This is a genomic window from Parapedobacter sp. ISTM3 (assembly GCF_016533505.1).
GTDB classification, from domain to species: Bacteria; Bacteroidota; Bacteroidia; order Sphingobacteriales; family Sphingobacteriaceae; genus Parapedobacter; species Parapedobacter luteus.
This window is the reverse complement of sequence record NZ_JAENGN010000016.1, coordinates 44527-63103: the sequence shown is the minus strand read 5'-3', so window position 1 is coordinate 63103 and position 18577 is coordinate 44527. Positions and strand designations below refer to the sequence as shown.

The window sequence follows — 18577 nt, the reverse complement described above, 5'->3', positions numbered from 1 at the left end:
GCATTCTCTTTCCATGCACTAAACAATCTGGCACGTTTTGTGTTTATTTACTAAGAACATTGTTTATTAATTAATTGACATTAAACGAAAAACCATGAAACATGTACTTTTATTTTCAGCACTATTTTTAGTTGGTACGTTTGCTGCCTCTGCACAGGATATTAATAGGCCGCAAACCTCCGCCAGCGTTGGGATAGCTCCCGTACAGCAAGGCAACTGGATTGTTGGCGGAACGATAGGCAATATCGGCTATAGCTTCGAAGGCGAAACGTTTAGGATTGGCCTTGCACCTTTGGCTGGATATTTTATTACGGATGGTTTTGCTATAGGTTTGCAACCTTCATTGTCATTAAGAACAGTAAAGGGTGGAGACAACATCTGGGGCTACGGCGTTTCTCCATTTGCACGCTATTATTTTCCTGAGGGAGCCAGCGCATCGGGCCGTTTCTTTGCACATGGTAATGTCGGGATAGCTGGAAGCTCGCCTGGCGATGGCGCAACACTGGACTTCGGTGCTAATGTTGGTTATGCACATTTCATCACTACCTCGGTTGCGCTGGAAGTGTCTGCCGGTTATAATTACAGTAAAGCTACCGTTGAAGGGGCACAAAGACAAAGTGGCTTGGGTGTCAATTTAGGCTTCCAAGTTTATTTGCCGGGGCAGCGATAAGGGGGATTTACGATAACGTTGGAAAGCGCGGGCAACCATTTGTTCGCGCTTTCTTGTTTTACAGCCGCTGTTTTTCTATTTTCGGAGCTTCAAAACGTCACCATTGCGGAGTATCTACAAAAAGGAAATTGCTGCTTATTTTAATTCGCTTATCGGCTACCTGGCGATAGGCCTGTTTTTGTTGGCCACCGGCTTGTTACTGTGGGTTTTTCCAGACACCAGCATAGCGGGTTCGGGCTACGCGACGCTTGACGGGTTTTTCCGGCTCAGTCCCTACCTTTTCATGTTTCTGATTCCTGCGATCACCATGCGCAGTATTGCCGGCGAAAAAGCCGACGGCACCTGGGAATTACTTATTACCAGGCCAATCCGGATGTGGAGCGTATTACTCGGAAAATATTTCGGAGGCCTGACGATCGTTGTACTGGCCCTATTGCCTACACTGATTTACAGTTATTCGATACACCGTCTGGCTTTGCCGGTAGGCAATGTGGATGTCGGCGCGCTAATCGGCTCCTACATTGGTTTACTATTTTTAGGCGCAGCTTTTACAGCCATCGGCTTGTTTGCATCCGCATTGAGCAACAATGCCATCGTCGCTTTTCTGACGGCCTTGGCGCTTTGCTTTTTGGTTTTTTACGCCTTTGATGCATTGAGCGACCTGCAGTTTTTTTCCAGTTATCCGCAAACCGTATCGTTTTTTGGCATCCAAAGCCACTACGAAGCCATGAGCCGAGGCGTACTGGACAGCCGCGATCTCGTTTATTTCGTGAGCATCATATTATTCTGGCTGTGGTGTACGCAAAGACTGCTCGCAAAACACCACCACGGTGGACGGAAAATGCTTTGGCAGGGACTTTTGCTAATCATAGGAATAACGGCGGCCAACCTGTTGGCCACATGGTCTTTTGGCCGTTTGGACTTCACAGCAGACAAGCGCTTTACACTTTCGCCGCTGTCAAAGCAAACCGTAACCACCCTCGACCACGAAGTGCACATCACCGTATTTTTAGCCGGCAAACTACCGGCAGGCTTTATCCGGCTGAAGCAAGCGACGACCGACCTGCTGCATGATTTGGCCTCATATTCCGCAGGCAAATTGACATTCAGCATCGTTAATCCCCTGGATGGCGATGCCCAGCAACAACAGCAAAATGTCGCGGCCCTAGCCGACATGGGGATAACCGCCACCAACCTCAATGTACGTACGGAAACCGGATTTAATCAGCAATTGATATTCCCGGCTGCGTTGATTACCTATGGAGAAAACGAAATACCGGTACATCTACTGCAAAATCGCGCAGGAGCGTCCCATGAGGAAGTACTGAATAATTCAGTGCAAAACCTGGAGTACGCTTTTGTATCCGCCCTCAGGAAAGTGGCGTTGGGCGGGAAACCCCTGATTGGATTCACGGAAGGACATGGCGAACTGGACAATCTACAACTCTATGATGCTATCCAGAGCCTGATGGACGGCTATGAAGTGGGGTTTGTAGACCTCGACAGCATCACGGTGGAGGGGCTTAGCCGGTTGAAGGCACTTATTGTCGCTAAACCAACCCAAAGATTCTCCGAAACGGAAAAGTTTAAAATCAACCATTTCGTGATGAACGGAGGCAACGTACTGTGGGCCATTGACCAGCTCGACGCCGAATTGGACAGTCTGCGCACCACCGGTGAGCAGACCGTAGTGGCGCGCTCCCTTAATCTGGATGACCTCTTGTTTACCTATGGCGTACGGTTCAACTACAACCTCGTTGCCGACATGAATTGTGCACAAATTCCCTTGACCGTAGGAAAGGTAGGCAGCCAGGCTCAAATCGAACTAGCCCCTTGGCTATTCTATCCCATTTTTGTACCCAACACACCACATCCGGTGTTAAAAAACCTCAACGGAATCCGCAGTGAATTTGCGGGCACATTGGATACCATTGCTATTCCGGGCGTCCACAAAACGGTAATCCTGCAATCATCACCGTTCTCACGATTACTAAACGTGCCAGCGACCATCTCTCTGCAGCTTGTGGAAGAAACGCCCGACCCCGCCAAATTCAAACAGCAACCTTATCCAGTAGCGGCCTTGCTGGAAGGCGAATTCCCCTCAGTGTTTGCCGACCGGCCGGTACCTGCAGGGATCGATCCGGCTATTACCTTACCCCGAAGGGGAAAAAAAGCTAAGATGATCGTTATTGCCGATGGCGACGTCTTCAAAGGGCAGGTCAATCCTACGGACGGATCGCCCTACCCGCTTGGTTGGGACAGGTATACCGAACAACAGTTCGGCAACAAGTCGCTGCTTTTGAATGCCATCGACTACCTTACCGACGACATAGGAATCATCACATTGCGAGAAAAAGAGGTTAAACTTCGTTTGCTCGATCAAATCAAGGTCAAGACACACTATGTTCTCTGGCAATTGTTCAACGTAGCGCTGCCCCCTGCGCTGTTGCTTTTGGTCGGGCTTCTACAGCATTATCTCCGGAAGCGAACGTACGGTCGACCGCGGGCAAGGGCTTAGCTTAAGGCCTCCCCCACACGCTCCAATAGTCGCTTGGTAGCTTTTATCCCTTCCTCCTCACTCAACTCCTTGCCCTCATACTCGATACCAATGTATCCTTGATAGCCGGCGTCCTTAACAATTTGAAGCATTTTCCGGTAATCAATGTTGGCCTCATTACCTTGTTTATCAAAGGTAAGAGCTTTTGCACTCACTCCTTTAGCGAAAGGCATAAGATCCTGTACGCCTTGATACCGATCGTATTCGTAGAAGTTCCCGAAATCGGGTAAACTTCCACAGTTTTCTTTGCCGACTTCCTGCAACACGGCACTCAACCAATCACCATGGGAGGATATGCCGCCATGGTTTTCCACAATGACGCTAATGCCATGTGGTGCGGCGAATTCACTTAACCGGCCCAACCCATCGATAGCCGCAGTTTTTACTTCATCTGAAGTACCTTTCCCCGCTGCATTTACACGGATGGCATGGCACCCCAGGAATTTAGCGGCCTCTACCCATTTAAAGTGGTTTTCCACAGCCTGTAAACGCTCTTTGTCATCAGGTGCCCCCAAAGCGCCTTCGCCATCTACCATAATCAGCACATTTTTTACACCATGATCCTTTGCGCGCTGCAATAGATCGCTTAGATATGCTTTGTCGTTTGCTTTATCTTTAAAGAATTGGTTGACATATTCTACAGCATGAATACCAAAGGTTTTCGCCGCCGTCTCAGGAAAGTCAAGGTTGTCTAATTTCTTCGCAAAAAGCGTCCGGTGCAGCGACCATTCCGCCAGCGAGATTTCAAAGAACGGCTTTCTGTTTCGCGCAAAATTCATAGGTAAAGCCATCGATGGTAACACGGAAACGCTCAACGCACCGATACCAAGGTGTTTTAAAAATGCTCGTCTGTTCGTCATATATTATAATCTATAAATTAGGTTTTGTAAACATTGTCCTATCAGATATTTCCCCAGCCATGAGCCAACACATCGGCCAGATGCATGGTCCTGATAGGCAATTTGTGTTTGTCTATATACCCCTGGAGGTGTAATAAACACGACGAATCCGTGGATATGATAAAATCCGCCTCCATCTCCAACGCATGGTGTACCTTTTGCTCGGCCATGGCGCTGGATATCGCTTCAAACTTTACCGCAAACGTACCGCCGAAACCACAACACACATCGGTATCTTTCATCTCGACCAATTCCAAGCCATCAACCCTGCTCAGTAAGTGCCGTGGTTCATCTTTGATGCGGCATTCGCGCAGCGCCGAACAGGAATCATGGTATACCGCACGTCCTTCCAATTCGGCTCCAAAATAGTCCTTTTTAAGGATATTTACAAGAAAATCCGACAGCTCATGGATGTTTCCCTGGATAGCTCTGCAGCGGTTGTGTACCATCGTATTGGTAAACAAATCATTGTATGCGTTTTTAATCATACCGGTGCACGATGCTGACGGCGACACAATAACCCGATCAGGAGAAAAATCATGTAAAAATTTTTGGCCTATCTGCTTTGCCTCGTCCCAGAAACCCGCATTGTATGCAGGCTGGCCACAGCAGGTTTGCTCCGGATTGTACGTTACCCGGCATCCCGCTTTCTCCAATACCTTTATAGTATTGAACGCAGTCTCGGGAAACAACTGATCAATAAAACAGGGGATGAACAATTCAACGATCATTTTCAAGCGGCTTTTTCAATATCAACATCCTAAACAATAAAATCAACCCCATTACGAAAAACAGGCTTAGCGACAACGCTGAATAACGGATATTACGCGTCAGTTGCTCGATAAGCGCAAACGAAAACAAACCAATTACGATGCCTATTTTCTCGGTCACCTCATAAAAACTGAAGAACGACGCCGTATCCGCTTCGCCTGCAGGCAACAGCTTGGAATACGTAGAGCGTGAAAGCGATTGAATACCGCCCATCACTAAACCTACTAACGCGGCCAATATATAAAATTGCGTTTCGCTATCGATATAATAAGCGGCAACACATATCCCTATCCAAACGCAGACGACCAACATCAATACACGCACATTCCCGATATAACGGGCCAATAACGACATCAGGTAAGCACCGCCTATTGCGACGAGCTGAATAATCAGGATGGTCGCAATAAGTTTGGGTGCCCCAAGGTGAAGAACCTTTTCGCCGAATGCAGCTGCCACAATCATGACCGTCTGTACGCCCATCGCGTAGAAGAAAAAGGCCGGCAAGAATCGTTTGATCTGAGGAATTTCATTGACCCGCTTCCATACATCCTGTAACTCAGCAAACCCTTTGCGCAACACCTGGCTGGTGACACGCTGCCCATTACGCGCGTCTGTCGGCAATTTTACAAACGGTATTTGAGCAAAACCTATCCACCACACGCCGACCAACAAAAACGACAACCTGGGTGCGAAACTGGGATCAGTAATTCCAAACCACTCCGGCTTAAGGATAAAAACGAAACAAATAATCTGTATGGCGACGCATCCTACATAACCGTAAGCGAATCCCTGTGCACTCACGCGATCCTGCTGATCTGCTGTAGCTATCTGTGGCAAGTATGAATTATTAAACAAGACGCCCCCTACATATCCCATGGCGGCTAATGTGAAGCAGACTATCCCCCATTCAAGTGTTTCGAGCTTGAAAAAAAATAGTCCCATACAGGCAACCCCTCCCAGGTAAGTAAATGCCATCATAAACATCTTTCTATTGCCTTTGAAGTCAGCTACCGATGATAATATCGGCAAAATCACCGCCATGAACAAGTACGCAAACGACAGGGCAAAATTTGACAATGCAGTATTAACCACCTGAAATCCAAAGAATTCAACCCGATCTCCGTGTGCTTCCGTATAAGTGATGGCCGTGTAGTATGCCGGGAAAATCGTGGAAGTGATGACCAAATTATATGCAGAATTTGCCCAGTCAAACATAGCCCACGCCCGTATAGTGGGTTTGTGATTTTTAGATGTAACCATGATGTCATTGAAAGGGCTAAGATAGGAAATAGTTAGGTTCGGGGGAACCCTCCAATAAAAAGGGGGGCTGAACAGCCATTACGCCTCAGGCACCCCCATCTGCGTGTTTGTATTAATAGTTAATCTTCAATTGGCCTATGCCATCTCCTGCCCCAACCGCTCAAGCATGGCTTTGGTTTTTGCAATGCCCTCATCGGCCGGAAGGTTATGCCCTTCATATTCAATGCCCACATATCCACTAAATCTGGCATCACGCATGAGCTTTAGGATCCGCTTATAGTCGATGCTGCTTTCATTTCCCTGTTTGTCAAAATCGTATGTCTTCGCGCTCACGCCTTTTGCAAAGGGCAACAATTCTTCGGTGCCTTTATAACGATCATATTCTTCTAAGCATTCGGCAGCCAGGTAGGCCTCGATGGTTTGCTCCGACGGCTCACTCCGGCGGATACAGAAGTTGCCGATATCCGGCAAGGTGCCGCAATTGGGCAACGCCACATCCTGCATCACTTTGCTCAGCCATATCCCATCGGAAGAGTAAACACCGTGGTTTTCTACGATGACGGAAATGCCATAATCCTGCGCAAACGAAGCCAGTTGCCGGAGGCTCTCCGTGACACGTTGGGCGACTTCGGCGGCTGTCCCCCTTCCTGCGGCATTCACACGGATAGCGTGGCACCCCAGAAACTGAGCGGCTTCCACCCATTTGTAGTGGTTTTCGACGGCTTGTTTGCGACTAATGGCATCCGCATCCCCCAAATCGCCCTCTAAGTCACACATAATAAGCACGCTTGTAATACCTTGATCGTCACACCTCCGCTTCATCTCTTTGAGGTATGCCTGATCCTCCGCCTTATCCTTAAAAAACTGATTGACATATTCCACGGCACTTATCCCGAATTTTTCCTTAGCATACGACGGGAAATCCAGGTGGTCTAACTGCCCGCCAAAAATCAACCGGTTCAAAGACCACTCTGCCAATGAAATCTTAAAGAATAACCCGTTACCGCCTTCTTCCGCTTTGGACTCCTGCCCGTCGCAGGAAAACAACGGCAATATGGCTGGGGATGCCACCGTTGCGGCAATCCCAGCGCCTATGTTACGAATAAATCTTTTCCGTGATATCATAAGTCATCAATATTCGTCGTGTTGTACCAATGCGCCCTGGCTTCGGTCTATCTGCTCCTGCGGAATTGGGAAATACTCATTCCGGGGTTGGAAAACCAAACCGCGGTAGGCCGATAGCAACTGTCCTTCAAACGCCGAATAGCTTTCCAACACTTCTTTGGCAATGCCCCAACGTACCAAATCGAAGAAACGGTGCCCCTCCAGCGCCAGTTCAAGTCTCCGTTCGAAACGTATGGCATCACGTGCGTAGTCGGCATTGGGAAACGACGGGTAAGGCTGCACGTTGTAGGCTGCCGCCGGCGCTCCATTCACTTGCTTGCCCGGCAACTGTGCTGCGCGCTCACGGATAGCGTTAACCAACGCCAACGCTTCTCCGAGATTACCGGCCTCCACCTGGCATTCAGCGGCCATCAGGTACACATCAGCCAAGCGGATAAGATTGACATTGAGCCCGGTAATCTGCAGGGTGCCTTGCACGGCATGCGTAGAGAATTGCGACTGCTCAATCATGTGCTTGGCGCCGACGAACGGTCCTGCATAGGCCGGGTCCCTGATCCAGCTGTCTCCCGGCATAATGCCCCAATCCCGGAAGGGAACACCACGACGGCCAACGGTATAATCCAACCGAGGATCGAAAGCGATTGTCCGATCCACTGCATAATTCGTTTTGGCATTGCCGGTAAGCCCGAAATCCGAGGTATAGGCATTGGTACGGTAACTTCCGTCCAGCATTGGAAGGCCTGCTGCGTTTACACGGAAAGCATTAACCAAATCAAATGTAGGCTGAAAAAAACCACAGCAATTGACCGGTGCATTGCCATAAAAGCCTCCAAGCATGTCGCCCACATTAGCATTGTCACCGCTTCCATCGGGGTTGATGGCGTGCTGTACAGCAAATATCGATTCCGGACCGTTTTCTCGGGTGACATCAAAGTTGTCTGTAAAAGGCAAGGTGGTGATATCAGGCCTAGCATCCATCACAGCTTCAAATAAGGGTAGCGCTTCGCTATGCCGCCCCAGGTATAGCAGCACTTTGCCGAGATAAGCCTGTGCCGCTATCCGATCGACACGACCTATCTCGCCAAGCGGTTTATCAGGCGGCAAATTGTCTACAGCAAAACGGAGGTCTGCCTCGATTTGTGGGTATACATCCGTATTGTTAGGAATGGTCACCGCGTCGGCTGTCGCCGTATTTTCATCCACATAGGGTACGTTGCGAAAAACCCGCTTCAAGAAAAAATAATAATGGGCCCGAAGCATCCGCGCTTCAGCAGTAATTTCGGTAGCCCGGCTATCGCTAAGCCGCTCCCCTGAACCGGCCTGTACCGCATTCAGCAGACGCAGCGTATTATTGCACCGTGCGATACCTTCATAACACCGGCTCCACATCACCGCCAGGTTGTCATTGGTACTGATAGCCTGGTGCGATTCAATTTGATTCATATTCGGCTGATCGCCATTGTTGCTGCCTTTGTGGGCATTATCTGCCGCTACTTCACCAAACAGCCATTGGCTCGGGGCTGACGCATAGTTTCCCCACGTTCCATTCACGTTGCCATTCAACAATGCATAAGCCCCCACTAAGGTCGCCTCTACCCCTTCCGGGTTTTCCAATTGAGCGGTAATCAGTTCGCCCTGTGGCACACGTTCCAAAAAATCACCGCTGCAAGCGGTAAATACACCAACTAATGTAAGACAGATGATATTATTTTTCAACTTTTTCATTTGTTCGCTCCTTAACATGTTAAAACCCTACACTAAGACCCAATAGATACTGCCTACCGACCGGATATATCCCGAAATCAACACCGAGTGCCGAAAAAGTACTGTTAGTTTGGCTCACCTCGGGATCCAATCCGGTATACTTGGTGATGGTAAACAGGTTGGTGCCACTTACATACACCCGTAAGTTCCTGACTTTTCCTTGGAACAGGCTCCCCCCAGGGAAGTTATATCCGATCTGCAGGTTTTTCATCCTGAAGAAGCTGCCATCCTGCACATAATAGCTGGATGAGGCCAGCTCGAAGTCGGAAGCACCACGGTATGGCGAATGGACCGTACCTGTAGGATTTGATGGACTCCAGGTGTCCAGCATGCGTACGCTGGCCGAGCCGTCAAACGTGCTGAAATCCGTAAAATATCGGGTAGCTTCATACAGATCATTGCCCTGTGAACCATTGAAAAACATGTTGATATCAAAATTCTTGTACCGGGCGCCTAAACTCAGCGAGTACAAAAAATCCGGATGGGGGTTGCCAATAATGGTACGATCAAAGGGGCTGATGACACCGTCCGGTGTGCCATCCGGACCGGAAAGATCAGCGTATTTGGGGCCTCCTACCCGCGCGCCGTCATACGATGGACTGTTGGCGATATCTTCAGCACTTTGATAAATCCCAGCTAACCGGTAGCCAAAGAACGACCCGAAAGGCGCACCAGGCCGAAGGATTGTCGTTTGCAAGCTGCGGTAATTGCCATACAGTTGCTCCGTAACCGAGGGCGCCAGGGACACAACCTTATTGGTATACTTAGTAAAATTGATGCCCACATCAAATTGGAAAGGACGGTTGTCTCGCTGGCCATGGTGGTAATTTAAAGACAATTCAACGCCCCGGTTTTCCATATCGCCAATATTGATGAATGGCGAACTGCCCATACCCCCTGCTGCCGCAGGGAGTGGCACCGGATACAGCATGTCCGTCGTTTTACGGGTATACCAGTCAAACACACCGTCGAACTGACCGTCAAACAGCGTAAAATCCACACCGAGATTCAACGAGTTTACCTGCTCCCATTTGACGGCAGGATTGTCATACGCATTCTGCCATACCCCGGTCGTCAGCCCACTTCCCTCCATCGGGTAAGACGCCGACGGGATAGAGACCTCGTAGCGGCGTAGATACTGGAATCCCGGAATGCGCTGGTTGCCGGTTACGCCATAGCCAGCCCTCAGCTTCAAATCGGTTAACCATTCGGCATCATTGAGAAATGTTTCCTCGGAAACACGCCATGCCACACTGGCCGCTGGAAACACACCGTATTTATTTTCGGGGCCGAAGTTTGAAGATCCGTCCCGCCGAACTGTGGCGCTGAGCAGGTAGCGGTTATTAAACGAATAATCTGCCCGACCGAAAATGGAAAACATGGACCAAATACTGCCCGAACTTCTGTTACTGATATTGCTGGCTCCCCGCGAGAGGTAATAAAAATCCAGGTTGCCCAACAAAAAGAAGTCGTTTCTGGCGCCCCCCAGCTCGCGTGCATTTGAACGAATGGCCTCCGTACCAGCCATCACCGTCAGATCATGTAGGCCGCCCAACGTCCGTTTATAAGTGAGCGTATTCGTCCAAGTCCAATCCATCGAGAAGCCTTGCCATTCATCTAGGTTATTGGCATTGCTGCCTTCTGAGAACTCCAAATTAGGATACCCGATATTCATTCCGTTGTAGTTTTCATACCGCAATCCGAAACTGGTACGTGCGGTCAGGCCGGTCACTACATCCACTTCGGTAAACACATTGCCGAAGAAGAAATTCCGGCGGCGTTTATTGTCTTTGGCGCGGTACAACATGGCTACCGGATTCTGCGCATTGCCAAGCTTATCGCCCCGGCTACCTGCGAAGTTGCCCATCTCATCATAAACCGGTATGATGGTCGGGATACGGTATGCAAATCCCAATGCGCTGCCTTCACCCTGGTAATCTCCCGCCACGTTAGGATTCACGCCTACACCGAAAAACTCCTCGTAGCTGTATTGCAGATTCTCGCCGAAACGCACCCGTTCATTTAATGCCGAAAAAGTGGTATTCGAACGCACATTGAATCGCTCAAAATTCGTGTGCTTGACGATACCTTGCTGCTCCATGTACCCACCGGAGATCGAATAACTGGCGGCCTCCCCACCCCCGCTCACATTCAATTGATAACTTTGTATTGGTGCATTGCGTGTCATTTCTTCAAACCAATTAGTACCTGCATGATTGGCTCGTGTGATTTGATAGAACGTACCCGGGTCGCGGCTGTAGTTGTAATTTGCCAGATCTGCATCGGCCGCCGTTACGTTATGGCCAGTGGCTGCCCCGGCTACCAGATATTCTGGCAGTTGGATAACGCCGTCTACCAGCCTGTAATTGTTACCGGTAGTCTCCGAAGTGCCCGGCGTAAAATTAGGATTGTTTTCAAAGGACTGCCACAGATAATTGGCATACTGTGTCGGGTTCATCATTTCGGGGAAAGCCTCCCGCCGGGGATTCTGTGTACCGTAGTACATATCCAACGAAATTTGCGGTGCTCCTTTGGCCCCTTTCCTGGTGGTAATAATGACCACACCGTTATTTGCACGCGCTCCATAGATAGAAGCGGCAGAGGCATCCTTCAGTACCTGCATACTTTCAATGTCGTTCTGATTGAGCCAACTCAGCTTTCCTTCGTAAGGTACGCCGTCGATGACATAGAGCGGATCGTTGTTATTGATGGTACTAAAGCCACGGATACGGATTTGCGGAGTAGCCCCCGGTGCACCGTCACTGATGATTTGGACTCCCGTGGCTTTTCCCTGCAAGGCCTCAACAGGGCTGGCTACCGGCTGTGCCTTGAGTTGATTGACATCAACAACGGCCACGGAGCCTGTCACATCTTTTACACGCTGTGCGGAATAGCCGGTGACAACCACCTCGTCCAAGGTACTAAGTGATGGACGCAAACTGATGCTATAAACTTGTTTGTCCTTGTCTACCGTAAATTCCTGCGCGGCAAAGCCAATATAGCTTATCTCAACCAATTCGCCAGGATTGACAACCAGCGAAAACTGGCCGTTATCATTGGTACTGGTACCTCTGGTTGTCCCTTTTACCTTAACGGCAGCGCCCACTATGGGTGCATTGTCCTGGGCATCGACTACCGTTCCGGTAATCGTAAAATCTTGGACCATACTGAACAGCAGCACTTTATCATGCGCTACTTTATACGTAATTCCTACAGGTTTAAATACCCCTTCAAGCACGTCGGACAACGCCCCCTGAATGGTCGGCACTTTAATCCTTCGATCAGCCTTGATAGCAGATGAGCTGTAGATAAAATGTACTTCCGATTGCTCCTCTAAGGCTGCTATCACTTCTTTGATGGTAATACGCTTGGCAGAAAATGCGATCCTTTTATCTAAAACACCCTGTGCATCAGCCTCCTTAGCATGGGTGGAAAATGCCACAGTCAATGTAGTGAGGGCATATAAAAAGGTTAGTCTCATCGCTATCTTGGTTAAAGCAACAATTCGTTCTTTTTTCATACTTTTGAAAAATTATGGTTCGTTAAACAGATTTCTTGAACTGTAAAATTTCCGGAAAACATCACTTCCGGATGTAGCCGGCAATACCCCCATATTGCCGGTTTTTTTTAAGGCTATGTCTCTGGTTTTTTCATAATTGTGTTTGTTTAATGGGCGTAAGTACCCCTTGCCCCACCATCTGTCGGTGGGAATGGTCAAAAAACAGCACTCAGCACTTTGGTGATGCCAAGCGCACTACGAACAACAAGTTTGGTACAATAAGGCAGCAATACTTCTTTATTGCCGGTAATTAGTTAATGAGTTAAGTCTTATCGTCTTTCATATCGTTTACAATTAGTGTGTTTGGGATAAAATTTGTGTTTATTGGGTCAATGTTTGTTTCTCAAAAAAACCGTGGTGCCTTGGGTCTCATACTGCGTATCGGTGACCATACAGATGATATCGAGTTGCTTGAAAAGCCCGATACCACTGATATCCCCTGTAAAGGTGATTCCTGCCAAGCTACTGTCTGCCACGATGTCCAGTGCATAAAGGTCGCTAAGTGTTTTTGCCAACGTCGTCATCGGAATGTCTTTAAACGTTTCATTTCGGATAGCATCCACCTGTTCGCGAACCGGCAAAGGGTTTTCCATGACGGTTTCTTCGATGGTTTTGGATTGCAGTACCGCACGCTGATTAGTGGTGATGGATGCTTTCTCCGGAGCAGCAAGGATTCGTTTTACCAAGTTGCGGCTACCTTGATTATAAAATACGTCTACTTTACCTGAATAAACAATCACTTCGCCGTTGGCATTTCCTTTAGGAGCCTTGATTTTAAACTTGGTCCCCAGCACTTTTGTGATCATCCCTTCGTGAAAAACCCAAAATGGGTTTTCCGAATTAGCAGCCACAGCAAAAAATGCGTCGCCAGCCAATCGGACTTCCCTGTTTTTTTCTTTAAAGCGTTTCGGGTATTCGAGCAACGCCCCCGGGTAAAGTTCAACCAACGACTCATCGGGTAGAATGATATTCATATGGTATTCGGTGTCGTTCTTCACCGTGATTACCTGCCCATCCGGCATGGGATCGGTTGCAAACGAAGGGCTAACCGGATAACAAATAATCCTTAAGTATATGAATATACCAGCCCCGATGAGAAACACCACTGCAGCAGCGGCGGCCAACCATAAGCGCAGCCGCTTTGATGAGAAGGTTGACGGACGCACCGTTGCCTTATTTTCCGGCAAACCGGCATTCATCTGCTGGTGTATTTTACGCCAAATGGCATCTTCGATGGCATCCAGGTTTTCCGGATTGATTTCTTGGTGTTCATCCAGCATATCATACCAGTGATGCACCAACTGTTGTTCAGCAGGCGTACATTGCCCATCAAGGTAGCGCTGCAATAAACGGTGAAAGTTTTCCCTACTCATTGATAAATACCTATAGGTATATAGGGTGTCTATCAAAACGGCGAAATCCCTAAAACTATTTTAAAAAATTTCCCGAAAAAATAAGGCAATGGGAAGAAAGTCCTTCAATGCCAAACGCATCATCTTGAGAGATTGCGTGATATGGTATTCCACCGCTTTTTCAGACAGGTTTAGTTTGCGCGCTATCTCCTTCACGGAATAATGCTCGGTGCGGCTGAGCGTATAGACGGTTTTCGTTTTGGGCGGCATCATGGCTACCCCCTTGTCTATTGCCTCATTCAATTCCTTTATTCGCATAGAGACCTCCACCGGATTTTGCAAATCACTTTGTTCGCGCTGCAAATGATGCACATAGGTATCTTCATGGAATTGGGATTTCAGGTACGAGATAAACTGAAAACGTACGGCAGCTGCCAAATAGGCACCCACATTTCTGACCATCGAAGACCGGCGCTTTTCCCACAACGAAACAAAAATGCTTTGCGTCAAATCCTCTGCCAATGTTGTATCTCCCGAGCGCCTCAAAACCAACATATAACATTTTTTCCAATACCGCTTATACAGCGCTTTGAAAGCCACTTGGTCGTCTTTGCTTATGCGTTCCAGCAATTCAGCGTCCGTTTCAATGTTTGGTTTGTTCAACAAGGCTCTTGTACAATTGGTTATACAAACTTAACATTTTGATTACAAATTTGCAAGGGGGCATTAAATATTCACGAAAATAAGCGATAACTTTCATTCGACGATAGTCCGATCAAAACGACAGATATTCCTATCTTTGACTGATAGACAACCACAAACATAAAGCATGAAAACGCCATGGCTATTATATATAGCTGCTATAGCTGTACTGTGTCCGGCATGTGCCGGCGATGGGCAACAAAGCGACCAACAAGTTACTGCGGATCGCCTGATAACGTCTGAGAAAGCAAGCTTCCGCATTGATACACTTCGCACAGGACTTGAGAATCCATGGGGAATGGTGTGGCTGCCGGATGGTCGCGTACTCGTTACCGAACGGAAGGGCGAAATACTCGCGCTGGGAAACGATCCTGGCAAGACAGAAAAACTCAAGGGATTCCCGGAAGTCTACGAACGTGGGCAAGGCGGACTGATGGACATCCAGCTCCATCCGTATTATGCTAAAAATGGATGGATATATGTAACCTATGCCCGGCCTGGAAAGGAAGGGGGCAGTACAACACTAGCCCGCTTCCGATTGACAGGCAACGAAATTATCGACTTTGAAGCACTGTATCAAACCACCCCCCTATCAACATCCGGTGTACACTTCGGAAGCCGCATTGTATTTGACGAGGCCGGCTATCTGTACTTCAGCACGGGCGAACGGGGCATCAAAGCAAATGCACAGGACCTCACCAACGATATGGGCAAGATACACCGGCTGCATGACGACGGCCGGATACCGAGCGACAACCCGTTCATAGATCATCCGGCGGCCAAGCCGAGTATTTGGTCGTATGGACACCGCAACATACAGGGCATGGCCTACGACCCTGTAAACCGTATTCTCTATGCAACTGAGCATGGTCCCCGCGGCGGTGATGAACTCAACATCATCGAAAAAGGCAAGAACTACGGCTGGCCGATAATTACCTACGGTATCGATTACAGTGGCGCAATCATTTCAGAATTGACAACCAAAGAAGGCATGGAACAACCTATCCATTATTGGACGCCGTCCATTGCCACCTGTGGATTATTGTATTACACCGGCAACCGTTATGCGGACTGGCAGGGCAACCTATTTTCCGGAGCATTGGCGCAAACGCACATCGCACGTATTGAAGTGACCAATGGCATCTACAAGCATGAGGAGCGACTACTTGCCGGTATCGGGCGCGTACGCCATATCGCGCAAGATACGGATGGCTTTATCACGGTGCTCACTGAGGGGCCTGGTATGCTGCTAAAATTGGTTCCAGTCGAATAAAATTCAACGCGTTTCAAAAAGCTGTTGCGTTTATCAAAAACTGCGTATCTTTGCGTTCATGAATGTTGACAAATTGCTAAGCCGGGCGTTGGAATTCGAGTTTCTCTCCATTGACGAAGGAATCCATTTGTACAACAATGCCACGATAGCCGACTTATCGTACGTAGCAAACGAGTTACGAAAAATACAAGTTCCTCACGGCAAAGTGACCTGGCAAATCGACCGTAATGTCAACACCACCAACGTATGCATTGCCAACTGCAAGTTCTGTAATTTTTTCCGCAGGCCGGGGCATGAAGACAGCTACATCACCGACATCGAGACTTATAAGCGGAAAATCGAAGAGACATTCCGCTATGGTGGCGATCAACTACTCTTACAGGGGGGGCACCACCCCGATTTGGGACTGGCATTCTATACCAATCTCTTTCGGGAATTGAAATCGTTGTACCCGACACTGAAGCTGCATTCGCTCGGGCCTCCCGAGGTGGCGCACATTGCCAAGCTGGAGGGCATGAGCCATATCGATGTACTCCGTGCGCTGAAGGATGCCGGCCTCGATTCGTTGCCGGGAGCCGGTGCGGAAATCCTACATGACCGGGTAAGACGGCTTATATCAAAAGGTAAATGTGGCGGCCAGGAATGGTTGGATGTGATGCGTGCTGCCCATCAGATTAACCTGCCCACATCGGCGACCATGATGTTTGGGCATGTTGAAACGCTCACCGAGCGGTTTGAGCATTTAGTCTGGATCAGGCAAGTACAGGAAGAGCGCCCCGCAGGGGCTTATGGTTTCATCGCTTTCATTCCGTGGCCATTTCAGGATGATGGCACGCTGCTTAAGCGCCTTCGTGGCATCCGCAACAATGTCACCGGCGAAGAATACATCCGTATGATAGCGCTGAGCCGGATTATGTTGCCCAACATTAAGAACATCCAAGCTTCGTGGCTCACCGTCGGAAAACGCGTGGCTCAGCTTTGCCTACATGCCGGAGCCAATGACTTTGGGTCCATCATGATAGAAGAAAACGTGGTATCAGCAGCCGGCGCTCCCCATCGGTTTACTTCTAAATCCATTCAAGATGCTATCCGCGAAGCTGGGTTCGAACCGCAGTTACGCACACAGAAATACGAATTCAGGGAATTGCCGGAGGCCATGGAAGAACAAGTTATCAATTATTAATCGCCCACAAAGGATTGGATTTTGGAAAACTTGAATCAACAAATTGAGGCCCTTATTTACGCTTCCGAATATGGCATCGGCATATCAGAAATTAAACAAGTCCTCGAGTCAACCACAGGTACGGATATCGAAGAACATATGATTGAAGCGGCATTGGAGTCGATTCGGGTCCGTTACCTCCAAGAGGAATATGTGGTTGAACTGAAAACCATAAACAATGGGTATCAATTTTTGACCAAACAGCATTATTACCAAACGGTCAACCAGCTCCAAACGCACCGTGCAAAAAAAAAGCTCAGCCAAGCTGCACTGGAAACATTGGCCATTATCGCTTACCGACAACCAATTACCAAATTGGAAATCGAGCAGATCCGCGGTGTTAACTGCGACTATTCCATACAACGACTGCTGGAAAAGGAACTTATCAAGATAGTTGGCAAAGCCGATTCGCTGGGCAAACCTCTGCTATATGGCACGAGCGATTTATTTATGGATCACTTTGGTATAACCAACACAGCCGGCCTGCCAAAGCTCAAAGAAATCATCCAGGAAGACAACGCCATAGGTGAGATAAGCGAATGAGGATGAGGGAGATATTTTTTTTAAAAAAAATGTTTTAAAATCAAAAACTTGCTATTTTTATCCTGAATAAAACAACAATATCTTTTAATGATGATTATGAAAACGCCAATGATGCACGACAATGATTTAGCGATTATGGAGGATGACGTTTTGGTCGCTTTTGACGGTGGGCCCGATGATGATGACGATTCGGACGATCTTTTTGAGGATGAGGATAATTTTGAGTTGGATGAGTTTGACTCGTTGGATGAGTTCGATGACTTCGATGACGACGATGATTTTTGACAAAAAACACCCTCACATATTGAAAGTAAACCCTTACCTGACACCACAAATGTAGGCTTCGATAAGCTGCTTCGTTTGCCGGAGTAGCAGCACTGAAGCCCATTTTGAATCCATACTACTTCATCACATCTACTATGTATGACCCGCGTCATGATAGTAGATGTGTTTGGTTATTGAAAGAATTTGCAATAAAAAACTACTCTGCCGCTTTTTTATGCAATAGTTCGTAAAGTTCAATCACTTTTTTCTGCAGCTCGATTACTTCCGCGTCCCGTTCCTGGAGTTTTTTGTTGGCGATCGCCAATTCTGAGATATATTTTTTCTCTTCTTCAGAGTCGTTTGTAGCTAACAGTTGTACTACAGACAAGCCAAACAATCTGGATATCTGGTCTAGCCGGGATAAGTTGACGTCCGTGATGCCGGTTTCGATTTTGGAGAAAGCCGGTATCGATATATCCAATCGCTTGGCTACATCTTCCTGGCTCCACCCTTTTTGGTGTCGTAATAATCTGATTTTTTTTCCTAATGCATTCATTGGTAAGATGATTGTTGAAACTTAATGACTATCTAATGCTTTCTTTAATTGGAAATCTAA

Annotated in this window: 15 protein-coding genes; 6 read left to right on the top strand and 9 right to left on the bottom strand. The window is 48.0% G+C overall.

Annotated features, from left to right (window positions below; translation table 11 throughout):
• Positions 1-94 precede the first annotated feature (94 nt).
• Positions 95-670, top strand: a complete 576-nt coding sequence (locus JHJ32_RS18285; protein WP_200121956.1) for a hypothetical protein — start codon at positions 95-97, stop codon at positions 668-670.
• A 103-nt stretch (positions 671-773) separates the two neighbouring features.
• Positions 774-3188, top strand: a complete 2415-nt coding sequence (gldG, locus tag JHJ32_RS18280) for a gliding motility-associated ABC transporter substrate-binding protein GldG (RefSeq protein ID WP_200121955.1) — start codon at positions 774-776, stop codon at positions 3186-3188.
• On the opposite strand, the gene JHJ32_RS18275 is transcribed toward gldG, so the two are convergent.
• The 8 genes from JHJ32_RS18275 to JHJ32_RS18240 form a co-directional block, all read right to left on the bottom strand.
• Entirely contained in the window at positions 3185-4087 is a 903-nt protein-coding gene (locus JHJ32_RS18275; RefSeq protein ID WP_079715678.1) for a sugar phosphate isomerase/epimerase, read from the bottom strand. The genes gldG and JHJ32_RS18275 overlap by 4 nt on opposite strands.
• Positions 4088-4128: 41 nt before the next feature.
• A complete protein-coding gene (locus JHJ32_RS18270) occupies positions 4129-4857 on the bottom strand; it encodes a (Fe-S)-binding protein (protein ID WP_200121954.1) in 729 nt (242 codons plus the stop codon).
• Positions 4847-6157, bottom strand: a complete 1311-nt coding sequence (locus JHJ32_RS18265) for an MFS transporter (RefSeq protein WP_176146098.1) — start codon at positions 6155-6157, stop codon at positions 4847-4849. Before JHJ32_RS18265 ends, JHJ32_RS18270 begins: the two co-directional genes overlap by 11 nt.
• Positions 6158-6292: 135 nt before the next feature.
• Positions 6293-7282, bottom strand: coding sequence for a sugar phosphate isomerase/epimerase (locus JHJ32_RS18260; RefSeq protein ID WP_200121953.1), 990 nt, complete (start codon positions 7280-7282; stop codon positions 6293-6295).
• Between the two features lie 6 nt (positions 7283-7288).
• Positions 7289-9007 (bottom strand): RagB/SusD family nutrient uptake outer membrane protein, encoded by a 1719-nt coding sequence (locus JHJ32_RS18255; RefSeq protein ID WP_200121952.1) that lies wholly within the window; start codon positions 9005-9007, stop codon positions 7289-7291.
• A 19-nt stretch (positions 9008-9026) separates the two neighbouring features.
• Positions 9027-12527: a TonB-dependent receptor gene (locus JHJ32_RS18250; RefSeq protein WP_233632745.1), complete on the bottom strand. Its 3501-nt coding sequence runs from the start codon at positions 12525-12527 to the stop codon at positions 9027-9029.
• Between the two features lie 407 nt (positions 12528-12934).
• Positions 12935-13978 carry a FecR family protein gene (locus JHJ32_RS18245; protein WP_079715673.1) on the bottom strand — a complete coding sequence of 348 codons (1044 nt, stop codon included), beginning with the start codon at positions 13976-13978 and terminating at the stop codon, positions 12935-12937.
• Positions 13979-14038: 60 nt separating this feature from the next.
• Positions 14039-14620 (bottom strand): sigma-70 family RNA polymerase sigma factor, encoded by a 582-nt coding sequence (locus JHJ32_RS18240; protein ID WP_139378534.1) that lies wholly within the window; start codon positions 14618-14620, stop codon positions 14039-14041.
• 166 nt (positions 14621-14786) lie between these two features.
• Between JHJ32_RS18240 and JHJ32_RS18235 the strand changes: the two genes are divergently transcribed.
• The 4 genes from JHJ32_RS18235 (at position 14787) to JHJ32_RS18220 (ending at position 17982) form a co-directional block, all read left to right on the top strand.
• Positions 14787-15932, top strand: a complete 1146-nt coding sequence (locus tag JHJ32_RS18235; RefSeq protein WP_200121950.1) for a PQQ-dependent sugar dehydrogenase — start codon at positions 14787-14789, stop codon at positions 15930-15932.
• Positions 15933-15990: 58 nt separating this feature from the next.
• Positions 15991-17115, top strand: a complete 1125-nt coding sequence (gene mqnC / locus JHJ32_RS18230) for a cyclic dehypoxanthinyl futalosine synthase (protein WP_200121949.1) — start codon at positions 15991-15993, stop codon at positions 17113-17115.
• A 21-nt stretch (positions 17116-17136) separates the two neighbouring features.
• Complete coding sequence (gene scpB, locus JHJ32_RS18225; RefSeq protein WP_079715669.1) at positions 17137-17697, top strand: SMC-Scp complex subunit ScpB; 561 nt, start codon at positions 17137-17139, stop codon at positions 17695-17697.
• A 96-nt stretch (positions 17698-17793) separates the two neighbouring features.
• Positions 17794-17982 carry a hypothetical protein gene (locus JHJ32_RS18220; RefSeq protein ID WP_233632744.1) on the top strand — a complete coding sequence of 63 codons (189 nt, stop codon included), beginning with the start codon at positions 17794-17796 and terminating at the stop codon, positions 17980-17982.
• A 196-nt stretch (positions 17983-18178) separates the two neighbouring features.
• On the opposite strand, the gene JHJ32_RS18215 is transcribed toward JHJ32_RS18220, so the two are convergent.
• The gene (locus JHJ32_RS18215; RefSeq protein WP_079715667.1) at positions 18179-18517 is read right to left on the bottom strand and encodes a helix-turn-helix domain-containing protein; all 339 of its coding nucleotides are present in this window, start codon (positions 18515-18517) and stop codon (positions 18179-18181) included.
• Positions 18518-18577 lie beyond the last annotated feature (60 nt).